Here is a 19,962-nt window from a genome sequence, read left to right on the forward strand (position 1 = left end):
GGTCACGCCCCGGCCGGAGTCCTCTGTGCGAGGTGAGCCCAGAGCCGCCAGTACGTGGTCTTGGTGTCCGGTGTGGTGGCAACCGCCACCCATCCGGTCGAGGGTCGTTGGTTGTTCACCCGCTCGACAGCGTTGCCGGTGCCGTGCACCTCGCTCACAATCTCAGCGTGCACGTCCCCCGCAGCGCGCCGTTGAGCAGGACCGACCACCACACGGCCCTGGACTTCCAGGCAAAGGGAGCACACGTGAGCGAAGCCGAACACCCGGCGCCCTCCGAGCCTGCTGAGCCCGCCGACGGCGGCCGGACCGATCCTCTCGTCCAGCTGTCCCTGTCGCAGCTGCGCCAGCGCACCAGCATGAAGTGGCGGGCGCACCCCGCAGACGTCCTCCCCCTCTGGGTGGCGGAGATGGACGTCCCCCTCGCGCCCGCCATCGCCGACACCCTGCAGCGGGCCGTCACGCTCGGAGACACCGGATACCCCTACGGCACCGCCTATGCCGAATCCCTTGCCTCCTTCGCCGCCGAGCGATGGCAGTGGGACGGTCTGCGGGTGGAGAACACCGCGATCGTCCCCGACGTCATGATGGGCATCGTCGAAATCCTCCGCCTCGTCACCAGCCCCGGCGACGCGGTCGTCGTCTGCTCCCCCGTATACCCCCCGTTCTACGCGTTCGTCTCCCACGACGGCCGGCACATCATCGAGGCCGGCCTCGGCTCCGACCTTCGAATCGACCTCGGTGCACTCGAAGACGCCTTCGTACGCGCCCGGCGCCACGGCCGCCGCGCCGCCTTCCTGATGAGCAACCCGCACAACCCGACCGGCGTCGTCCACACGCGCACCGAACTCGAAGCGGTCGCCGCGCTCGCTCTGAGCCACGGCGTCCGGGTGGTGTCCGACGAAATCCATGCCCCGCTGGCCCTGGATGGAGCCCACTTCACCCCATTCCTCAGCGTTCCCGGCTCAGAGAACGGCTTCACCGTCACCTCCGCGTCCAAGGCGTGGAACCTGGCCGGTCTCAAGGCCGCCGTGGCCATCGCCGGAACCGACGCCGCGGAGGATCTTCGGCGTATGCCCGAAGAGGTCAGCCACGGCCCCAGCCACCTGGGGGTCCTCGCCCACACCGTGGCGTTCCGTGACGCCACCGACTGGCTCGACGAACTCCTCGTCGGACTCGACGCCAATCGCGCCCTGCTGGGCAAACTGATCGAGGAGCACCTCCCGGACGTGCGGTACATCCCGCCCCAGGGAACCTATCTCGCCTGGCTGGACTGCACCCGCCTCGGACTGCACGACGACAACCCCTCCAGCGGCCCCGGCATCGTCAGCGACCTGGCGGGGCCGGCCAAGATGTTCTTCGACGAAGCCCGCGTCGCCGTCAGCTCAGGCCACGTCTTCGGCACCGGCGGCGCCGGCTGCGTACGCCTCAACTTCGCCACCACACCCGCCATCCTGCGCCGGGCACTCGCCAGGATGGGACGCGCCACCAAGCGGACTGATCCGCCCGGCCAGACCTGAGAGGCCGCTCCCGGAAGTCCTCCGGGGGTGAGGGCAGGGGATGCTCTTACGCTCGTCGGCCAGCAGAGCCCCGCATCACACCCGGAGCTGGCCGAGGGGGCGGGCGCGGTGTCCGGCAGGGCTGAAGGCGCGGTTCATTCGTTGGAAGCGCCAGGTGTAGTCCGGCCACAGGGTGGTGTTGGTGTTGGTGCGCGGGTCCAGATACCAGCTGCTGCAGCCGCCGGTAGTCCACACGGAGTCGGACATCCGCCGCTGCAGGCGCGCGTTGTACGCCGCCTCGGTCTGCGGCAGTACCTCGATGTCGGCGATCGAGTGGTGACGCATCTGGGCGATGCAGTCGACGGCATAGCGGATCTGTGCCTCGAGGATGAGGGTCATCGAGGAGTGCGGCAGACCGCTGTTCGGGCCGATGGTGAAGAACAGGTTGGGAAAGCCGGAGACCATCACCCCCTGGTGGGCCCGCATGCCCTTGGCCCATGCCTCGGAGAGCCGCTGCCCGCCGCGCCCGCTGATGCCGTGCGCCATGGGCAGGTCGGTGGTGCGGAAACCGGTGCACAGCACGATGGCGTCGGTACGGCGTTCCGTGCCGTCCCGGCAGACCACGGTGTCCGGCCCGATCTCGGCGATGCCGTCGGTGATCAGGCTGACATTGGCGGCGGCGACCGCCGGGTAGTAGTCGTTGGAGAGCAGGACCCGCTTGCAGCCGAAGGCGAAGTCGGGAGTGAGTCGCTCGCGCAGCTGCGGATCGGCCACGCTGCGGCTCAGATGCCGCAGGGCCAGCGCCTGAAGCGCCTTCCGGATGCGGGCATGCCCCCCGACGAAGCCGAGGACATAGCTCTCCCGGCTCCAGAACAGGACCTGCCGGACCAGCTGTTGGAGTGCCGGAAGCCGGGAGTAGAGCTCGTGCTCGATCCGGGTGAGCGTACGGTCGTGCCGCGGAATCACCCAGGCCGGGGTGCGCTGGTAGAGGTCGAGCCGGGCCACCCGCGACTGGATCGCGGGCACGACCTGGATCGCGGAGGCACCGGTGCCGACCACGGCGACTCTCCGGCCCGCGAGGTCGAACTCGTGGTTCCACCGCGAGGAGTGGAAGACCGGTCCCCGGAACTCGGCGAGGCCGGGGAGGTCCGGCACGGCCGGGAAGCTGAGCGGCCCGGTGGCGGAGACGAGGAAGCGCGCCCGGTAGAACGTGTCGCCGAGGGGCGAGGTGAGCCGTATCCTCCAGCGGGCCGCCGACTCGTCCCAGGCGGCTTCGCGCACCTTGTGACGCAGCCTAAGATGCGGACCGAGCCCGAAGACGTCGACGCTGCGCCGCAGGTAGTCGTGGATCTCCGGCTGGGTGGAGAAGGAACGGCTCCATCGGGGATTGGGGAAGAACGAGAAGGAGTACAGGAGCGAGGGGATGTCGCACGTGGCGCCGGGGTAGCTGTTGTCCCGCCAGGTCCCGCCGACATCCGTGGCCCGCTCCAGGAGCACGAAGTCGTCGATTCCCGCTTGCTTGAGCCGTATTCCCATGCCCAGGCCGGAGAACCCCGCTCCCACGACGGCGACCTCGACCGTGTGCACCGTACCCGCTGCCTTGGGCGCGTTGTCGTCCATGTTTCTCTCCCGGGGGCGCCAAGTGGGTTGGAATTACGTGAAGTCAATCCACGAACCGATCATTTGGTGTGCGTGCTAGCGTCGTTGGACATGGACCTTGTCGTCGTTGAGCGGTTCGCCAGGGAATGGGCCGAGGCGTGGAACTCCCATGATCTGGAGCGCATCCTGGCTCACTACACCGATGACGTCGTCTTCGTCTCGCCCGGCATTGTCCGATTGCTTGGCGATCCGTCGGGAGAAGTACACGGAAAGGACGCCCTGCGCGCGTACTGGGCCGCCGCGTTGAATTGTCTGCCCGGGCTTCGTTTCACCGTCGAGGACGTCCGGATCTCCGTCGGTACGGTGGTCATCAACTACCGTAACGAGCGGGGCCAGGCGGTCTCGGAGGTGCTGAGCTTCCGGGAGGGCCTGATCTGCCGGGGGCTTGGTGCCTATGGGGCCGAGGTATGAGAGGTGCGGTCCGAGGTGGGTGGATGGAATTCCGGCCGGAGGCCTTCGGGCGGTTCTGGTTCGTAGGTTCCCACCGCGGTCCGCCACGATTGGGGCACGGCGATGGAGTGCGCTTCGGTGACGTTGTAAGCGATCATGGACGACTCGCCCTCGGCGGCCGGAATTCCGCTTCCTTCATGCCACATGGCGTACTCGAAGGTGAACGACTTACCCCCGATCCGGGAGATCCTGACGCCCACGCAGACAGGATCGCGGAAATGCAGTGGCTGCGCGTAGGAAAAGGAGATCCGGCCCACCACGAATCCGCGTGGGCCGTCCACGTCCTCCTTGAGCACATCTGCCTGATAGACCGCACGGGCGCTCTCCGCCCAGCGCAGATAGGCAACACTGTTGACGTGACCCAGCATGTCCACGTCGTGGAAGGGCACTTCGAAGCGCTGCACGCAGCGGAAGCGTGAGTGGTCGGGGCTGTTCGGGTCTGGCGCCAAGGCCGTCCTCCGTCGTGGGGCGGGATGGGTCAGGCGGAGGCCGTGTCCTCCGCGGGCGGGGCGGCCCCCGCGACCATGGTTTCGTGCACCTGGGCCCTGCGCAGGGCGAGTTCGCGTTGTTCTCGGTCGGCGGCGAGTGCCACATCCTCGTCGCGGGCCATGAGCGTGTCCAGGTTGTGTTTCGCGTACCGCATGACACCCAGCTTCTCGTAGGCCGATGCCACCCGTTCGTCCCACAGCCCGATGTCCCGCAAGGTGGGCACCACACGGGTGAACAGCAGGCTGCGGAACGCCTTCATCGACGGCGATTTCTCGACGGTCTCGACGCAGTCGGCATGGTCGAGCCCCAGCGCCTGCCACATCTCGTCGCCACGGAACCTGCGGAACAGCAGCCTGGAGCCCTCGATGATGAATTCCTGACGGTCCCTTCGTTCCGTGTCGGACAGTTCCGAGTAGAGCTGCCGCAGGGCCAGTCGGCCGAAGGCGACATGCCGTGCCTCGTCCTGCATGACGTAGGCCAGGAGGGCGTGCGGCAGCGGCGCGACGCCGTTGGCGGTGGTGTCGCGGAGGAGGCCGAAGGACGCCAGTCCCAGGCCTTCGATCAGTACCTGCATGCCGAGATAGGGCAGGTCCCACCGGGAGTCCGCCAGGATCTGCTCCAGGAGGGTGCGCAGGGCGTCGTTGACCGGGTACAGGAGCCCCAGCTTCTCGCGGACGAATCGGCCGTATGCCTCCAGGTGCCGGGCCTCGTCGATGACCTGGGTGCTGGCGTAGAACTTCGACTCCAGGTCCGGGACGGTCTCCACGATCCGCGCGGCGCACACCAGGGCACCCTGCTCACCGTGCAGAAACTGGCTGAACTGCCAGGCGGTGGTGTGCAGGAAGAGCTGGGCGACGAACCGCCGGTCATGGCCGAAGCGCTCCCAGGTCCGCGAGCCATGGATCGGGATCAGTTCCTCGGGCTGGCCCAGGGGGTTGTCGCGGTCGACCTCGAGTTCCCAGGGAATGCGGGTGGCCGCGTCCCACTGCCGGTCCTTGCCTCGCTGGTAGAGCGTCATCAGCCGTTGGTCACTCAGGTCGTACTCCCAGGTCATCCGGGCATCGCCGGATGCCGGTACGTGGAAGTCGGGACCCAGGTCAGTGCCGGTGTCCACGAGTTGCAGGGCAGGGGCCGTGTCCGCCGCGTCGGGCGGGCTCGCGTCGGTCGTCGTGTGCATCGTCAGCCTTCGCTCCGGTGGTTGTCATCAGCTGGCTGCGCAGGGTGTCGAGGTACGGGCCCGGGTGGTCGCGGAAGCAGAAGTGGCCGCCCGGTACCGCTCGCAGGACGAAGCGGGAGCGGGTCCAGCGCGCCCAGGCCGCCATGGTCCGGCCGGGCTGGAGAGGGTCGTCGGTTCCGCACAGGCCGGCGACCGGGATGTCGAGCAGGGGCGGTTCCCGCTTCGGGCCGTGCCGCAGCAGCGCCAAGTCCCTTCGGCCGAACTCGACACCGGCATCACGTATTCGCCCTGGTCCGGGTCCGGCACCCGGGCGGACCGTGTCCCGCAGGGCGCGGGCGGCCATCTCCAGCAGTTCGTCCGCACTGCCGTCCAGGTGCCCGGTCAGATGCGGAGGCGGGCAGTTGGAGACCACCAGTACGGCCGGGGGAACATCGTGGCCCGCACTCAGCTCGGCCGCGAGGAGGTGCGCGAGAAGAGCCCCGAAGCTGTGCCCGAACAGGCCGTAGCGCGACGCGGGCGGATTCGTCCTCAGCTCTGCCCGCACCTGCCCGGCCAGTGCGGCCACTGCCTCGGCCGACGTGTGGGCGGGCGGCACGCCGCGCCGCGTGCCCCGGCCCGGCAGGTCGAGTCCGGCCAGGCGCAGTGTGCCCTTGGCGTGGTGGTTGAGGCGGGCGTAGGCCTGGCCCGTCCCGCCCGCGTAGGGCACGCAGTAGAGCGTGGTGATGACGTCCGTGGTCATACCCGTTCCGCGGGAAGCGCGCAGGGAAGTTCGGCGGCGATGTGCTCGGCGAGCTGGACGAGGGTCGGCCGGTCCGCGAGGGTCTCAGCGGTGAGGACGACCCCGGTGTCCTGCTGGACGCGGTCGCCGATCTCCAGGGCGAGCAGGGAGTCCACTCCGAGGTCACCGATGGGCAGGTCGTCCGGCACGCTTTCCTGCTCGTCGAGGTCCAAGCCTTCGCGGATCAGTGCGACGAGATAGCCGAGAGCGGCACGCGAGGCAGGCCCGTTGTCCGGTCCGCTCTGCGGCGTACGGGACTGGGCCAGGAGTTCCTGCAGGGCGGTGTCCGGTGTCCTGGGGGCGGTCATGGCGTCCTCCGTCGTCCTCCGTCGATCCAGTAACGGCGCTTCTCGAAGGGGTAGGCGGGCAGTCGGACCCGTCGGGTCGCGGGGCCGTTGACCGCGGCGAGGTCGAGGTCGCCGCCGAGTGCGTAGTGCGTGCACGCGGCGGTGAACAGCGCTTCGAGGTCCACCAGGTCCACCGGCACCGGGCGTTCGCCGTCCCGGGCGGCGAGGAAGTGGGCCCGGGCGGCCGTGGCCGGGGGGCCGCCGGCTGCCTTCGCCAACTCCTCCAGGTCCTCCAGGTCCTCCAGGACGGGGACACCCCAGGAACGCAGGGCCGAGGCGGCGGTGTGGAAGCCGAGCGTCTGCTTGCCGTCCGGAGCCGGGCAGGCGGTGAGCCGCATGGGCGGTGGCGGGACCAGGGCGGCGGCCGAACTCGGCGCGGTGAGCCACTTGCCGAGCTTTTCCAGCAGTTCTGGCAGGGTGGCACTGTGGAAGGCCGCGCGACGGGGGAAGCGCGTGCGATGCCCGCCGAGGGTCGCCGCGACAGCGCACAGGTCCGGTTCGGTGCCGGTCAGGGCCGCAGCCAGCCTGGCGACGGACTCGCGCAACGCGGACTCGGTCCTGGCGGACACCGGGACGATCACCCGGCGCCCCGACGGTGCCGTCGGCGCGGGGCGCTCGGCCTCCTCCAGGACGACGTGCACGTTCGTACCGCTGAAGCCGAAGGAACTCACGGCCGCCCTCCGGGGCCGGGCCGCAGCCGGCCAGGGCACAGGCTCCGCGGCCGTGGACAGGCGGGTGCTGGCCCAGTCGGCCTTCCGGTTGGGGCCGTGCCTGAGCGGGAGGGCGGGGAACTCGGCGTGTTCGAGCGCCAGCACGGTCCTGATCAGTCCGGCGATACCGGCCGCCGCTTCCAGGTGCCCGACGGACGCCTTCACCGAGCCGATCCGCACCGGCTCGCCTTCCGCCTCTGCGGCGGACCGGTCGAGGCCGTAGACCGCGCCGATGGAGTCGAGTTCGATGGCGTCGCCGACCGGTGTGGCGGAGCCGTGTGCTTCCACGTAATCGATCTGACGAGGCATCAGTCCGGCATCGCGCAGCGCCTCGGCCATCACCGCTCGCTGCGCGGATCCGAAGGGTGCCGTGATGCCGTTGCCGGCCCCGTTGTGGTTGATCGCACTGCCCCGGATCAACGCGCGGACCGGCATGCCCCGGCGCCGGGCCGTGGACAGGGGCATGAGCACCGCGACCCCGCACCCCTCACCGCGTACATAGCCGTCGGCGCTCTCGTCGAAGGGGCGGCAGCGGCCGCTCGGGGAGAGCACCCCGAGCCGGGTCAGTGCCTCGGTGGGCTCGGTCGCCAGGACCAGGTTCACCCCTGCGGCCACGGCCAGTTCGCACTCGCCGTGGCGCAGCGCCTGAACCGCGAGATGAACCGCGGTCAGCGAGGACGAGCACGCCGTGTCAACGGAGAGACTGGGGCCGCGCAGGCCCAGGTGGTAGGAGATACGGCCGGCCGCGGACGCGGGACTGACGCCGACTCCAGTGAAGCGGGAGAGCCTGCCGCCCTCGGAAACGCGCGCGTAGTCCGCCGAGGAGATCCCCACGAAGACGCCGGTACGGGAGTCACGCAGCGAGCGCGGGTCCACCCCGGATTCCTCCAGCGCCGCCCACGTGGTCTCCAGGAGCAGCCGGTGCTGGGGATCCATGGCGTTCGCGTCCGGGGCGCTGACGCCCAGCAACGGCGCGTCGAAGTACTCGATCCCACCGAGTACGCCGAGGCGGCCGAAGGCATGGTCGTCGCACGGAAGTCCCAGCAGACGGCGGCGTTCGGCGGGCAGGGCGCCGGTGAGGTCGTCGCCGCGCCGTACCAGGTTCCAGAAGGCGTCGCTGTCGTCGGCTCCGCCCGGCATACGGCAGGAGATGCCCACGACGGCGACGGCTTCGGCCGCGGCCTTGTCCTCCGGTGCGGCCACCTGCGCGGCCGACGTGTCGTGCCGCAGGGCGTTCGCGAGGTCGTCGACCGTCGTACGGTCGAAGAACACTCCGATCGGGATGGTCCGGCCGGTCCGCCTGTGGAGGGCCGCGGCGACCTCCGCCAGACCCAGCGAATCCAGACCGAGTTCGGACCAGGCGCGCCGGCGGTCCACCTCGTCCACGGGTACGGCGAGTACCGCGGCCACGGTCTCGGCGATGACAGCGGCCGAGGCCGCGTCCGCTGCCGCGCCGTCCGCCGCCACGGCAGCGGCTGCCGGGATCGTCCCTGCCAGGGTGCCGGGTGCCGCGCGGCCCTCGGCCCGGAGGCCGTTCTCAGCGAGTCCGGGTGCGACGTCCGTGCGGTGCAGTTCGTCCAGCGCGGCGCGGTGCAGCAGATCGCGGCACAGCGAGCGGCGCACCTTGCCGCTGCTGGTCTTCGGCACTGTGCCCGCGGGCACGAGGATGGTGAGACGCAGGCTCACCCCGCAGGCCGCGGTGACCGCGGCCCGTGTCCGGCGGCCGACCGAGGCGAGGTGTTCGGCAGGCAGTTCCCGGTCGCGGACCTCCGCGACCAGCGCCGCCTCCTCGCCGTGCACGCCGTCGAGGGCGAAGGCCGCCGCGCAGCCGGGGCGGAGTTCGGGAACGGCGTGCCAGGCTGCCTCCTCCATCTGGGCGGGCGCGACATTGCGCCCGCGCACGATGATCAGGTCCTTGATCCGGCCGATCACCACTACCTGCCCGTCCCGCAGACAGCCCAGGTCGCCGGTGCGCAGGTACGGACCGTCGCCGTTCGCGAGCCGGGCACCGAAGGTGGCCTCGCTCTCCTGCGGCCGTCCCCAGTAGCCGGTGGCCACGCTCGGTCCGCGGAGCCAGATCTCACCCTCCTCGCCGTCGGGCACTACCGTCCGGTCTCCGGGGGAGACGATCCGCAGCTCCAGACCGCGAGGCTCCCCGCTGGCCACCGCCTTTCGCTCGGTGACGATCAGGGGCTCGCGGCGCAGTGCCGTTCCGGCGGCCATCAGGGTGCATTCCGCCATTCCGTAGCAGGCGAGGAAGGCGCTGCGGCGGAAACCGGCCGGGGCGAAGGTGTCCGTGAACGCGTCCAGGGTCTGAGGGCGGAGCGTCTCGGCGCCGTTGAACGCGACGTTCCAGCGGCTCAGGTCCAGCTCCGCGACGTCTTCGGGCCGGGCCCTGCGCGCGCACAGGGCGTAGGCGAAGTCGGGGCCGCCGCTGGTGGTGGCGCCCACGGCGGTGACCAGCCGCAGCCAGGACATCGGGTTCTGCAGGAAGGCCAGCGGTGAGCTGAGATGGACCGGGAACCCCTGGTGCAGCGGGGTCAGAATGCCGCCGATCAGCCCCATGTCGTGGTACGGCGGCAGCCAGATGACGCCGGTGGAGTCGCCGGTGTGGCCGAAGGCCGACTCGATCACCTCCAGGTTGGCCAGCAGGTTCTCGTGCCGGACGATCACCCCCTTGGGGTGTCCCGTGCTGCCCGAGGTGTACTGGAGGAAGGCCGGATCCCCGGCGTCCGGCCGGGCGACATCCTCCGGCGCCACCGGCTCGGTGTACACGTCGGTGGCGACCACACGCAGATGGCCGGCGCCCGCTGCCGCCAGCCCTTCCGCGACGCCGTGGGCCAAGTCCCGTGTGGTGCAGACCAGTTCCGTGCGGCAGTCGCGGGCGATGGCGCTCAGCCCGGTCCACTGGTCGGCGCTGAGCGGGGGATAGGCCGGTACGGGCAGTACACCGGCGTACAGACAGCCGATGAAGGCGGCGATGTACTCGGCGGACGGCGGTGGATACAGCAGGACCGCGGCCCGGTGCCCACGGTCCTTGCCCGGCGGGCGGCCGCTGTCGCTGATCAGGGCCGCCGCCACGCAGCGGGCCCGCGCATCGAGCCGGCCGTACGTCAGTTGCTGCATCGACTCGCCGCCGTCGGCCCCGGGCAGGTGCAGCTGGAAGCCGACGGCGGTGGGAGCCGAGCGGGCACGTGCGCCCACCATGTCCACCAGGCTGTTCACCGGGATACGCCCGTCAGCCGGGCGGTCCGGGATGCTCCAGCCCGCCCGTGTCACCGGTGCCCCGCACGGGCCGGGTGGAAGGGGGACCAGTAGAACTGGCTCCAGTAGCTCTCGGCGATCTTCACCCACGTCCACAGGAGTTCGGGGGAGTCGGCGAAGCGGTGCGGGCTGACCATCAGCCAGCTGAACACCGCCTGGCTGTCCCGGCAGGAGTCGCAGTGTCCGCTGGTACAGCAGAACTGGACGGTCTCCAGGTCCGCCGCCCAGGTGTTGAACTTCGGCAGCACCGGGTTTCCGTTGCGCGTGCGGTCATGGTGGGCCGGCAGGCCGGAACTGATGCTGGGGCAGACGTCGTAGCCGAACTCCCCCCAGTGGCTCCGGCCGGTGATCATGACCTCGATGGAGTACGGGTGACTGATCACCGTTTCCGGATAGGCGGCCTGCACCCGCAGCGCCTCGATGAGCAGTTCCCGGGTGCGTTCGGCGTAGAGCGGATCGTCGGTGTCGTAGCTGCTGTAGAAGTTGAAATGGACCCGGTTGCCATGGGCGCGGATGCGGCGGACGGTGTCCTCGATGTAGTCGATGCCCTTCTCGGTGAGGGCGTAGATGTAACCGGCCCGCGGGTCGTCGCGGTAGTTCTCCAGCGCGGTCTCGAACAGGTCGGTGAAACGCCTGCCGCCCGGGCGGATGGCGCGCAGTTCGTCGTCGAGGGGCCCGCCGCCGAAGAGCGAGATGGCCACGGTCAGGTTCTCGAACCCCTCCAGCGGCAGGGGTTTGAGGCCGTTGGTGGAGATCGTCACGTAGTCCATGGCGTCGCGGTAGACGGCGATCCGGTCCATGACGAGAGTCGGTTCGCCGCCGATGAGCAGCGCCGTGTTGACCCCGCGGCCGACCTCGGCTCTCACGAACGCCCTGAGGTCGTGGAGGCTGGTGTTCTCCTTCGTGGACTTCTCGAACTCGTAGGTGAAGAACCAGCAGCCCTTGCAGCGGAGGTTGCACGCGTTCGTCAGGTGGTACTCGGAGGAGCGGATGCCGGCCGAGAACCGGCGTACGGCGTTGAAGCGGGCCTCCAGTTCGGGATCCCCGGCGAGCGACTCCCGCAGGCGCTGCCCCCAACCGGTCAGTCCGGGGGCAGCGTTCCTGCGCGCCGAGGGCAGGGCGATCGTCACGTCCTGCTTCACGACTGCACGGGGTCTTCCGGCGCCGCGTTCTCGGGTGGCGCCGATGCGGCGGGGGTGTCGGGAATGGTCAGCCCCATCTTCGCGAGTTCGGGCCGGATCCGGGCCACGAACGCATCGCGGGCCTCGGCGTTGGTGCGCTGCCGCAACCCCCAGCGCAGGTACTGCTGGGTGCGCGTGGAGTTCTCGCTGCCGAACAGGCTGAGCACGAAGGGCCACATGCGCGTCAGCGTCTGTTGTACCTCCTCCCGCCCGGCCTCGTCCTTGATCAGCTCGCGGACGATCCGGCGGCCGTGTCCGACGTGGACGTGCTCGTCCCTGATGACCTTCCCGAAGGAGTTCGCCCAGGGCCGGTAACTGGAGTGGGCCATCTCCTCGATGTGGTCAAGGACCGCGTTTTCCCCGATGTACGAGAACAGGGCGCGCTGGGGCCAGGTCTTGATGTTGTGGATGGCGGGCGAGGCATAGAGTCCGCGCTCCAGGAGTTTCTGGTGCAGCATGTACGAGGTGTCGATGCCAAGACCCTCGAGCACCTCCGCCCCGATCATGTAGTGGTCGATCTCCTCCGCGGCCCGCTCGCAGCACACCTTGCGTTCGTAGGCGTTGGGCGCGATCGGGAAGAAGACCTGAAGGTAGTCGTCCGCGCCAGAGAGTTCGCCCTCGGTGTGGACCATCATCTGGTGGGTGGCCAACTCCTGGTATTCCTCGGGCATCCGGCGGAAGTCCTCGGGGGTCTCCACCACCGGCACGGGTCCGGCCGTCTCGTGCGGCATGTTCGGTCCTCTCCTTGGCGCTCAGCGGGCAGCGGTGCCCGTCCGGTCGTCGGCCGGAACTTCCTGCGGGGTATCGCCTTCGGAATCGGCGAGCGCCTCCTCGATGCTCTGGTGGAACCAGGCGATGGCCTTCTCGTAACGGCCGAAGGTGAGCGCGGAATTGCCGCCCGATTTCATGCCTTGCTGGATGGAGAGGAACCGCGCGGCATCCTCCCGCTTGACCTTCTGGATGACCTTGAGGCTCTTTTGCCATTTCTCCTCCTCCGCCTCGGACTCATAGAGTCGGCGGGCGAGGAGCGCGTAGAAGTTCATCGTCGAGTGGTCCACGTCGTCGGGGTATACGTGCCACACGGCCGCATGCTCGGGGAGTACGGCGATCATCGTGTTCGGCCAGACGACGTACAGCAGCGTGGACTGCTCCACCAGATCCCATTTGGCTTCGTCGATGTGCCGCAGTTCGGTGATCTCACGACGGGGCAGCACACAGCGGATGTGCGAGCCGAATGAGTCGAACTTTCCGACGTTCGAAAGGAACACCGGATAGATCGTGGTGCGGTGGGTGAACTTGGTGTGGTAGTTCTCCAGGAAGATGTCGAACGGCAGCTTCCAGTTCACCGGATGACGAACCGTCGACGGTTCGAGGGCCACGTACTCCGCGAGTCCCAGGTCCTGGAGGTCCTCACCGACCTCGGCGAGCCAGTCCACCAGCTCCCGTTCGGGGGCGTTGCCGTCGGCCTGCACATAGACGAACCCCGCGTGCACCTGGCACCAGAGTTCCCGAAGGCCGAACCGCCCCTTGTCGGACGCCACCTCGGGGAAGCCGAAGTCGTCCGGGACATGGCGCAGCGCCCCGTCCGCTCCGTAGGTCCACGCGTGGTAGGGGCAGGCGAACGCATTGGCGTGCCCGGCTTCCCGCTCCTCGAGCACCGTGCCGCGGTGCCGGCAGACATTCACGAACGCGCGGATCCGGTCGTCCTTGCCGCGGACGACGAGGATGGGTACCTCGCCGACCCGGACGGTCTTGAAATCTCCGGCCTTCGGGAATTCGGCGACGTGCCCGACGGACAGGGGCCTGCGGTACCAGATCTGCTTCAGCTCTGCGGACAAGCGCTCGGGATCGGTGTACACGGTGACGGGATTGAAGTACTCGCTCTCCTGGCCCGCCATGTCCGTGGTGCGCTGCTCGTTGAATTCCAACAGCTTCTGGATGATCCCGACCTGGGTGCTGTGATCCATCAGTGCCCCTCTCGCGACGACAGTGCGGTACCGAGGAGGAAGGGTGAGAAAGAGTGATGAGCGAGCGAGTGGCAGCGCCGGTCGATTCTCGTGTATCCGCCGGACTGCTTGTGAGATTCGTGGGTCTGGCGGGAACTCGGAGAGCGCGGGCCGAACTGATCCTCGTAATTGTGCTGAAACGGTTACTCGAGCGTCAAGTTGCGAGCGGCAAGTAATCGGCGCGTTCCGGCCGTACGCCTGGAGTGAAAGCGATCTCGGATTGCGGCTGATCGAACGCCTCTCACAAGGGACAGACGACTCCGGACCGTGTCGGGCGCCCGGACAGGCGAGGGTGCCGGACGGCCGCACTTCTCGCCCCTTTGGCCCCAATCCGCAGCTCTGCCCTGCCGAACCAAGAATATTGAGAATTACCTTTCGAGACCACTTTAAAATGTCTTGAAATGGCCTGATCGCTGATCAGGGACACATGGAGAGTTCGGCCTGGTTCGCGGGCTCGGTGCTGTTGGGGGCAGGCTGTGCTTGAGGTCGGCGTTGACCAACTCGTCGGGGTTCAACTCGGGTGAGTACCGGGGGGAGTACGGTGGCAGGAAAGCGCAGCTCGACATCGTCAAGATCGGGCAGCGAGCCAGTCGCGGACCTTCCGGGACCGGTGGGCGCAGCGCCCGTCGACCACGAGATGCACCTTGCGGTCGAAGTGGCCGGTGAGCCGGCCCAGGAAGCGGCGCATCGCCTCGGTGGTGAAGCTCTCGATGAACAGCATGAAGGGCATCCCGCCCTTGGTGCTGATCGTCGACATCGCGTTCGCCGAGAACCGGTTCCCGCTCCGCCGCACCACGGGGGCCTGCCCTTCTCGCCCCAGGTACGGCCGGCGACCTGGTCGAAGCGGATGCCGCCCTGGCCGGCGAAGAGGATCTCGCCGCCGTCCGTCCTCGCCTTCGCGCGGACCTTCGGCCAGATCTCCTGCTGCCGGCGCGCCACGGCCTGTGGGTCCTGCTCGACGGCCCCCTTGTCCGGGCTCTGAAAAAACAGCCCCCACCGCCTTCAGATACGTGCCCGCCCCCGGTCCGGTCAGCCGCACCCGGTACAGCTTCGCGATCAGCTCACCCACCAGCCACCGCGTCCGCAACGGCCCGTACGGCCCCACATCACAGGGCCGGTGACCGAGCACCGCATGACGCACCGCGGCTTGCTCCGTCTCCTTGAGCACCTGTCAACCGCCGTCAGTGCCCCCCGAACACTGCCGCCACGTTCTCACGGTCCCGCCCCGCCGCCAACACGGCCACCGCCCGCGACCGCAGGGCCTCCTGCGCCGACGGCGACTGACGTTGGCCGTGACCCACCACGTCCCACTGCCGAGGGCCACACAACACAGTCGACGGCCGCGGTGCCGGCGCGCCCGGCTGGTAACTTGCGGTCCCATGGAGCCGAGATCTCGCACTCTCTGGTTGCGCACCGAACCTCTCCACGCCGTCATCTACTTCGACGAGCAGTGTCGCGCGCTGGGCAGGTCGCTGGGGCTCAAAGGCTTCTGGATGGGCTACTTCGCGATCCGTACCGCTCCCATGGGGGCGGTCGGGCAGGGCGCGGCCACCGCCGCCCTTGCCGTGTTCGCCCCGGGCATGGTCGGCCGCGCCCTGCCTTCGGCGTGGCGGACCGTCACCCCTGAACAGGCCGTGGAAGCCCGCGCCCGCGCCGCCGCCCGGGTTCTGCGCAGGGTCGCCCCTGGCATCGAGGAGCACGCGGCCTCCCTCGCTGACCCGCTGACGGCCATGGTGGAAGACGCCCCCGTCCTTGCCCGGCCGTTGTTCGCGGCCAACCGTCCGCTGTGCGACCGGGCCGACCCGGTGGAGCGGCTGTGGCAACTCACCACGGCCTTGCGCGAGTTCCGTGGCGACGCCCACGCCGCAGTCCTTGCCGACCATGACCTGGACGCGCCGGAGGCGCTCGCCCTGACCGCCGGTACGGGAAGGGTGACCCGCGAGAGCATGCGGGCGGACCGGGGCTGGAGCGAGGCCGAATGGGCAGGGGCCGTGGACCGGCTGCGCTCCCGCGGACTGTTGGACGCCGAGGGGAACGCCACCGACCGGGGCCGCGCGGACCGTGACCGGATCGAGCACGCCACCGACCGCCTGGCCGCCCGGCTGCTGCGCCCACTCGCCACCTCTCGGGCGGACGCCCTGCTCGCGGCCCTGAAGGAACCGGCCTGGCACGTGCTGCGGGCGAACCTGCTCCCTTTCCCGAACCCCCTCGGCCTGCCGGACGAGACGGGCCGGGGGCCGGGACCGACCGGTCAATACAACTCGGCCGCCGACTGACGACGACCGTCCGGCCGTACTTCTGGGGTTTGCACTGCGGGTGATCCGAGGCCATACGAGTCGTCCAGGACAGCCCCGTTTCCCGGACCCCGGCAGGCGCCCCGCACAGCCGGGTTTCCCTCGGGCTCATGCGTCCAGTGCTGGGCGCGGGCTCGCGGTGCAGTTTGACGGGGCCCTCGCCGCGGGCCCGACGGCGTGAGGCCGGGGTGCTCGGCGTGGCGACCCTGCGGCTGGTGTCGGCCGCGGTTGTCCTGCCGGTCGTCCGCAGGCCGCGGATACGTGGGTACTCGCGTGCGGAGTGGGGCACCGTCGTCGTCCTCGGCCTCATGATGGCCGGGGTGAACGGGCTCTTCTGCCAGTCCATCGCCCGAATCCCGCTGGGCCCGGCAGTCGTCCTCGAAGTCCTGGGCCCCTAACACTCTCGGCCCTCGCCTCCCGACGGGCGGTCAAGCCCGTCTGGGCCGGGCGGCCGGCACTCGTGGGCGTCCTCTCCTTCGGTGGCGGGGGCTTCGGCTGTCTCAACTCGTCGGTGTCGTCTGAGCCTTGGGTGGTGATGCCATGCGGGCGGCGCACATCGTCTTCGGTTCCCGCACCGGGCACCGCTTCTCGCAGACCGACTGGCTCGCCCTCCCCGCGGCGGTCGTGGCGCGGCTGTTCCTGCCGCTCGGGATCGCCGAGTCGGGCGCCAGGCTCTTCGGCCCGACGGCACTCGTGCTGGGCTCGGCCCTGGCGGTCCTCTCCCCGCCCGTCGCCTTGCGCCGCCGGCCCGCCTCCACGATCACGATCAGCCTGGAACCGGCCATCGCCGCGACCCCCGGTTTCCTCGTCCTGAACCAGGCCCTGTCCGCCATCGAGTTCATGGCCATCGCCCAGGTCATCGCGGTGAGCACGGGGCTGTGCGGACACGGGTGGGACGGGGGAGGGCGGCGGTTCCGGAGGCCTGACGGGCTCCGCTGGGCCCTGCCAGGAAAGCGCGTAGGCGTGCTTGATGCTTTCTGGGGCCGCTGCCATACTCCTCCCCATGTTCGATCCGACGCCCGTCATCGACGACCTTCGTGACGAGGGCGAGGAACTCGACCGGCTGGTAGCCGAGTTGGGGGCCGAACAATGGGCCCTCGCCACCCCCGCGCCCCGCTGGACGATCGCCCATCAGATCGCCCATCTGCACTGGACCGACCATGCGGCGCTGATCGCCGTCACGGACAAGGACGGTGCCCACGCGCTGAGCGAGAAGGTGCTTGCGGCTCCCGGCTCCTTTGCCGACGAAGGAGCCGAAGAGGGCGCTCAACTCCCGCCCGGTGAGCTGCTGTCCAGGTGGCGCGAGGGGCGGTCCGCGCTCGATCGGGCGCTTCGGGACGCGGCGCCCGGCAGCCGCTTTCTCTGGTTCGGGCTGCATCTGTCCGCCGGCTACATGGCCACCGGCCGGCTGATGGAGACCTGGGCCCACGGCCAGGACGTCGCCGATGCCCTGGGTGTGGTCCGCACCCCTACGGACCGCCTCAAACATGTGGTCGGACTCGGTGTGCGCGCAAGGGACCTCGCCTTCATGGTGCATGGGCTCGCCGCGCCCACCGAGGTGTTCCGGGTGGAAGTCACCAGCCCGGCCGGCGAGTTGTGGACCTACGGTCCCGAAGATGCCCCGCAGCGCGTCACCGGCCCCGCCCTCGACTTCTGTCTCCTCGTCACCCAGCGAGCCCACCGCGCTGACCTCGCCGTACGCGCCGAGGGCAGCGACGCCGACCGCTGGCTCGACATCGCTCAGGCCTTCGCGGGCCCGCCCGGCAGCGGTCGTCCGCCCAGGGAAGCGACCGATTGACCCCCCTCCAGATCGGCAACGCCCGCGCTTGCACGTGACCGCTCCGCCCCGAGGCGCGAGTTGCCCACCGGTGGCGAACTGGGGTTCTCACCGGCGACTACCTCGCCGAGCTGACCATGCTCATCCCGGGCCGCGACCGGCTCAAGGACCGGCAGAACGCCGAACAGGAGAAGACAATCTAGGTGCTGCGAAAAGCCGCGGTCTTCTTCGCGAGGGAGAGCGATCGGTGAACGAGTTGTACGCGTTCACCGAGGCGGAGAAGATCCCCCCTGTCGATGTGCACATGAACGCGGCCGGTCCCCTGTCCGAGTGGCGATTGTGTGGTGACGCCTAACCGGGTGGCGGCCCACCCGCTACGAGTGTCCCGCCGCTCGGTACACAGCCACACTGTGACGGGGCGTCAGCGCAATGCAAACGTGTACGCCAGCATCGCCACCACGGTGGCACCACGGACGATCAGGGACATCGCCCAAGCGGGCACTCCGAAGCGCCGTGTGCCGTTGCTGTCCCCGTGCGGGGGCCCGGTTGGGATCGCCGTGGTGATAGCCGGTGGGCTGTGGTGTGCCCATGGCGAAGGCCCTGGTCGGAGGGGTGCTCCGGGCAGGGCCTTCGGGGTGTTCGTGGAGGTCAGACGGATCGGTGGTAGGGCTGGGGTACGTGTACCGAGGCGCCGAGCTCGTGGGCGGCGTGGCGGGCGAAGGAGGGGTTGCGCAGGAGTTCGCGGCCGATCAGTACGACGTCGGCCTGGCCGTCGGAGACGATCTTCTCGGCCTGGCGGGCCTCCGTGATCAGACCGACCGCGCCGACGGCGAGCTCCGTCTCCTGCTTCACGCGCTCCGCGAAGGGCACCTGGTAGCCGGGCTCGCTGACGATGCGGGCCCGCGGTGCGTTGCCTCCGGTGGAGGTGTCCAGCAGGTCCACCCCGTGGGCCAGCAGGTCGCGGGCGAAGCGCACCGTGTCGTCCGCCGTCCAGCCCTCGCGCTCGTCCTCGGGGTTCTCGGTCAGCCAGTCGGTCGCCGAGATGCGAAAGAGGACGGGGAGTTCCTCGGGCCACACCGCGCGGACCGCGTCGACCACCTCCAGCGCGAAGCGGGTGCGGTTCTCGTACGAGCCGCCGTACTCGTCGGTGCGGCGGTTGCTGTGCGGCGAGAGGAACTGGCCGATCAAGTAGCCGTGCGCGCCGTGGAGTTCGAGGACCTGGAAGCCCGCGTCCAGCGCGCGCCGGGCGGCGTCCGCGAACTGGCCGACGATCTCCCGTATCTCCTCGGTCGTCAGCTCCCGGGGCGCCGGGAAGCCCTCGTCGTACGGGAGCGGGCTGGGCGCCACCGTCTGCCAGCCGCCGTCCGCGGGGGCGACCGGGCCGCCGCCGCGCCAGGTCGCGTCGGTGGATCCCTTGCGGCCGGAGTGGCCGATCTGGATGCCGGGTACCGTGCCCTGGCTCTTGAGGAAGTCGGTGATCCGGCGCAGCGCCGTGACCTGCCGGTCGTTCCAGATGCCCAGGTCGTAGAGGCTGATGCGGCCTTCGGGGCTGACGGCGGTGGCCTCGGTGAGGATCAGTGCCGTGCCGCCGGCGGCCCGTGCGGCGTAGTGGGCGAAGTGCCAGTCGCCCGCAACTCCCGCGTCGGGGCCGGAGGGTTCGGCGGAGTACTGGTCCATCGGCGCCATCCACACGCGGTGCGCAATGGTCAGCTGCCGGAGGGTGATGGGCTCGAAAAGTGCGCTCACGGAGGACTCCCGCGTCGAGGAACTCGGCTGATGACACTCGTACGATAGACCTCGTACTACGGTGAGTGTCAAACTACGAAGGCCCTCGTACAATGGGAGTCCAGCGGCAGCCCGGCCGCCGGTCACCGAGACGACGGCCGGGCGCCGCGCACCGGGACCCCGAGCCAGGAGCAGCCATGCCTACGTCGACACCGCGCGCACGCACCGCCGCCCGCGCCCTGGAGCACCCCGCCCGGGGCGAGATCCGCCTGGAGGGCGTGCTGCACGCGCTGGCCGACCCCATGCGCCTGCGGGTGGTGCGCGCGCTGGCGGCGGCCGAAGCGGAGCTGTCCTGTTCGTACTTCGAGCTGCCGGTGACCAAGTCGACCTGTACGCACCACTTCCGGGTGCTGCGCGAGAACGGCGTCATCAACCAGATCTACCGGGGCACCGCCAAGATGAACGCGCTGCGCGGGGACGACCTCGAAGCCCTCTTCCCCGGACTGCTCGACCGCGTACTGGAAGCCGCCGACCGCCAGTCCGAGCGCCTCGGCGCCGAGGCCCCGGCGGCCGGCTGACGGCGGAGTGCGGGTCGCCTACTTCGGCCGA

Annotated in this window: 18 protein-coding genes and 1 pseudogene; 8 read left to right on the forward strand and 11 right to left on the reverse strand. The window is 69.8% G+C overall.

The annotated features are described in order from the left end of the window. Positions 1-245 precede the first annotated feature (245 nt). Positions 246-1,517, forward strand: a complete 1,272-nt coding sequence (locus tag AC4IJH_RS01225) for a MalY/PatB family protein (RefSeq protein ID WP_490849532.1) — start codon at positions 246-248, stop codon at positions 1,515-1,517. 75 nt (positions 1,518-1,592) lie between these two features. On the opposite strand, the gene AC4IJH_RS01230 is transcribed toward AC4IJH_RS01225, so the two are convergent. After that, positions 1,593-3,116 (reverse strand): flavin-containing monooxygenase, encoded by a 1,524-nt coding sequence (locus AC4IJH_RS01230; RefSeq protein WP_490849533.1) that lies wholly within the window; start codon positions 3,114-3,116, stop codon positions 1,593-1,595. A 90-nt stretch (positions 3,117-3,206) separates the two neighbouring features. Here AC4IJH_RS01230 and AC4IJH_RS01235 point away from each other — a divergent pair, with 90 nt between their 5' ends. Further along, the gene (locus AC4IJH_RS01235; protein WP_490849534.1) at positions 3,207-3,566 is read left to right on the forward strand and encodes a nuclear transport factor 2 family protein; all 360 of its coding nucleotides are present in this window, start codon (positions 3,207-3,209) and stop codon (positions 3,564-3,566) included. Here AC4IJH_RS01235 and AC4IJH_RS01240 read toward each other — a convergent pair. From AC4IJH_RS01240 to AC4IJH_RS01280, 9 genes are all read right to left on the reverse strand, one after another. Beyond that, positions 3,548-4,009, reverse strand: a complete 462-nt coding sequence (locus AC4IJH_RS01240) for an acyl-CoA thioesterase (protein WP_490849535.1) — start codon at positions 4,007-4,009, stop codon at positions 3,548-3,550. The two genes, AC4IJH_RS01235 and AC4IJH_RS01240, sit on opposite strands and share 19 nt — an antisense overlap. A gap of 74 nt (positions 4,010-4,083) precedes the next feature. Then, positions 4,084-5,148 (reverse strand): ferritin-like domain-containing protein, encoded by a 1,065-nt coding sequence (locus tag AC4IJH_RS01245; RefSeq protein WP_490849704.1) that lies wholly within the window; start codon positions 5,146-5,148, stop codon positions 4,084-4,086. 43 nt (positions 5,149-5,191) lie between these two features. Beyond that, positions 5,192-6,010 carry a thioesterase II family protein gene (locus AC4IJH_RS01250; protein WP_490849536.1) on the reverse strand — a complete coding sequence of 273 codons (819 nt, stop codon included), beginning with the start codon at positions 6,008-6,010 and terminating at the stop codon, positions 5,192-5,194. Further along, complete coding sequence (locus AC4IJH_RS01255) at positions 6,007-6,357, reverse strand: acyl carrier protein (protein ID WP_490849537.1); 351 nt, start codon at positions 6,355-6,357, stop codon at positions 6,007-6,009. The genes AC4IJH_RS01250 and AC4IJH_RS01255 overlap by 4 nt, the downstream gene beginning before the upstream one ends. Continuing rightward, on the reverse strand, positions 6,354-10,313 hold the full coding sequence (locus tag AC4IJH_RS01260; protein WP_490849538.1) for a beta-ketoacyl synthase N-terminal-like domain-containing protein: 3,960 nt from the start codon (positions 10,311-10,313) through the stop codon (positions 6,354-6,356). Before AC4IJH_RS01260 ends, AC4IJH_RS01255 begins: the two co-directional genes overlap by 4 nt. Positions 10,314-10,381: 68 nt before the next feature. Continuing rightward, positions 10,382-11,512 carry a radical SAM family protein gene (locus AC4IJH_RS01265; protein WP_490849539.1) on the reverse strand — a complete coding sequence of 377 codons (1,131 nt, stop codon included), beginning with the start codon at positions 11,510-11,512 and terminating at the stop codon, positions 10,382-10,384. Further along, on the reverse strand, positions 11,509-12,282 hold the full coding sequence (locus AC4IJH_RS01270; RefSeq protein ID WP_490849540.1) for a Phenylacetic acid catabolic protein: 774 nt from the start codon (positions 12,280-12,282) through the stop codon (positions 11,509-11,511). The genes AC4IJH_RS01265 and AC4IJH_RS01270 overlap by 4 nt, the downstream gene beginning before the upstream one ends. Before the next feature lie 21 nt (positions 12,283-12,303). Then, positions 12,304-13,518, reverse strand: a complete 1,215-nt coding sequence (locus AC4IJH_RS01275; protein ID WP_490849541.1) for an aromatic ring-hydroxylating oxygenase subunit alpha — start codon at positions 13,516-13,518, stop codon at positions 12,304-12,306. A gap of 607 nt (positions 13,519-14,125) precedes the next feature. Further along, positions 14,126-14,725, reverse strand: a complete 600-nt coding sequence (locus AC4IJH_RS01280; protein WP_490849542.1) for a transposase — start codon at positions 14,723-14,725, stop codon at positions 14,126-14,128. 238 nt (positions 14,726-14,963) lie between these two features. Between AC4IJH_RS01280 and AC4IJH_RS01285 the strand changes: the two genes are divergently transcribed. From AC4IJH_RS01285 to AC4IJH_RS01305, 5 genes and pseudogenes are all read left to right on the forward strand, one after another. After that, a complete protein-coding gene (locus AC4IJH_RS01285) occupies positions 14,964-15,833 on the forward strand; it encodes an SCO6745 family protein (protein WP_490849543.1) in 870 nt (289 codons plus the stop codon). A gap of 215 nt (positions 15,834-16,048) precedes the next feature. Then, entirely contained in the window at positions 16,049-16,249 is a 201-nt protein-coding gene (locus AC4IJH_RS01290; protein ID WP_490849544.1) for a hypothetical protein, read from the forward strand. 142 nt (positions 16,250-16,391) lie between these two features. Further along, complete coding sequence (locus tag AC4IJH_RS01295) at positions 16,392-16,892, forward strand: DMT family transporter (protein ID WP_490849545.1); 501 nt, start codon at positions 16,392-16,394, stop codon at positions 16,890-16,892. Then, positions 16,855-17,649: a TIGR03084 family metal-binding protein gene (locus AC4IJH_RS01300; protein ID WP_490849546.1), complete on the forward strand. Its 795-nt coding sequence runs from the start codon at positions 16,855-16,857 to the stop codon at positions 17,647-17,649. The genes AC4IJH_RS01295 and AC4IJH_RS01300 overlap by 38 nt, the downstream gene beginning before the upstream one ends. Next, positions 17,646-17,798 (forward strand): annotated as a pseudogene (locus tag AC4IJH_RS01305) (acyclic terpene utilization AtuA family protein); the annotation flags it as partial. The gene AC4IJH_RS01300 and the pseudogene AC4IJH_RS01305, both read left to right, overlap by 4 nt. A gap of 478 nt (positions 17,799-18,276) precedes the next feature. Here the strand turns inward: AC4IJH_RS01305 and AC4IJH_RS01310 are convergent. Continuing rightward, positions 18,277-19,374 carry an NADH:flavin oxidoreductase/NADH oxidase gene (locus AC4IJH_RS01310; protein ID WP_490849547.1) on the reverse strand — a complete coding sequence of 366 codons (1,098 nt, stop codon included), beginning with the start codon at positions 19,372-19,374 and terminating at the stop codon, positions 18,277-18,279. 176 nt (positions 19,375-19,550) lie between these two features. Between AC4IJH_RS01310 and AC4IJH_RS01315 the strand changes: the two genes are divergently transcribed. Further along, positions 19,551-19,931 carry an ArsR/SmtB family transcription factor gene (locus AC4IJH_RS01315; RefSeq protein WP_490849548.1) on the forward strand — a complete coding sequence of 127 codons (381 nt, stop codon included), beginning with the start codon at positions 19,551-19,553 and terminating at the stop codon, positions 19,929-19,931. The last annotated feature ends 31 nt before the right edge of the window (positions 19,932-19,962 follow it).

The organism is Streptomyces sp. UF-297, from assembly GCF_058245575.1.

Bases quoted from the DNA above. Each gene is read 5' to 3' on its own strand.
- AC4IJH_RS01230 (WP_490849533.1), bottom strand. From the start codon at position 3,116: ATGGACGACAACGCGCCCAAGGCAGCGGGTACGGTGCACACGGTCGAG.
- AC4IJH_RS01235 (WP_490849534.1), top strand. From the start codon at position 3,207: ATGGACCTTGTCGTCGTTGAGCGGTTCGCCAGGGAATGGGCCGAGGCG.
- AC4IJH_RS01245 (WP_490849704.1), bottom strand. From the start codon at position 5,148: ATGACCTGGGAGTACGACCTGAGTGACCAACGGCTGATGACGCTCTAC.
- AC4IJH_RS01250 (WP_490849536.1), bottom strand. From the start codon at position 6,010: ATGACCACGGACGTCATCACCACGCTCTACTGCGTGCCCTACGCGGGC.
- AC4IJH_RS01255 (WP_490849537.1), bottom strand. From the start codon at position 6,357: ATGACCGCCCCCAGGACACCGGACACCGCCCTGCAGGAACTCCTGGCC.
- AC4IJH_RS01260 (WP_490849538.1), bottom strand. From the start codon at position 10,313: ATGGTGGGCGCACGTGCCCGCTCGGCTCCCACCGCCGTCGGCTTCCAG.
- AC4IJH_RS01270 (WP_490849540.1), bottom strand. From the start codon at position 12,282: ATGCCGCACGAGACGGCCGGACCCGTGCCGGTGGTGGAGACCCCCGAG.
- AC4IJH_RS01275 (WP_490849541.1), bottom strand. From the start codon at position 13,518: ATGGATCACAGCACCCAGGTCGGGATCATCCAGAAGCTGTTGGAATTC.
- AC4IJH_RS01295 (WP_490849545.1), top strand. From the start codon at position 16,392: ATGCGGGCGGCGCACATCGTCTTCGGTTCCCGCACCGGGCACCGCTTC.
- AC4IJH_RS01300 (WP_490849546.1), top strand. From the start codon at position 16,855: ATGTTCGATCCGACGCCCGTCATCGACGACCTTCGTGACGAGGGCGAG.
- AC4IJH_RS01315 (WP_490849548.1), top strand. From the start codon at position 19,551: ATGCCTACGTCGACACCGCGCGCACGCACCGCCGCCCGCGCCCTGGAG.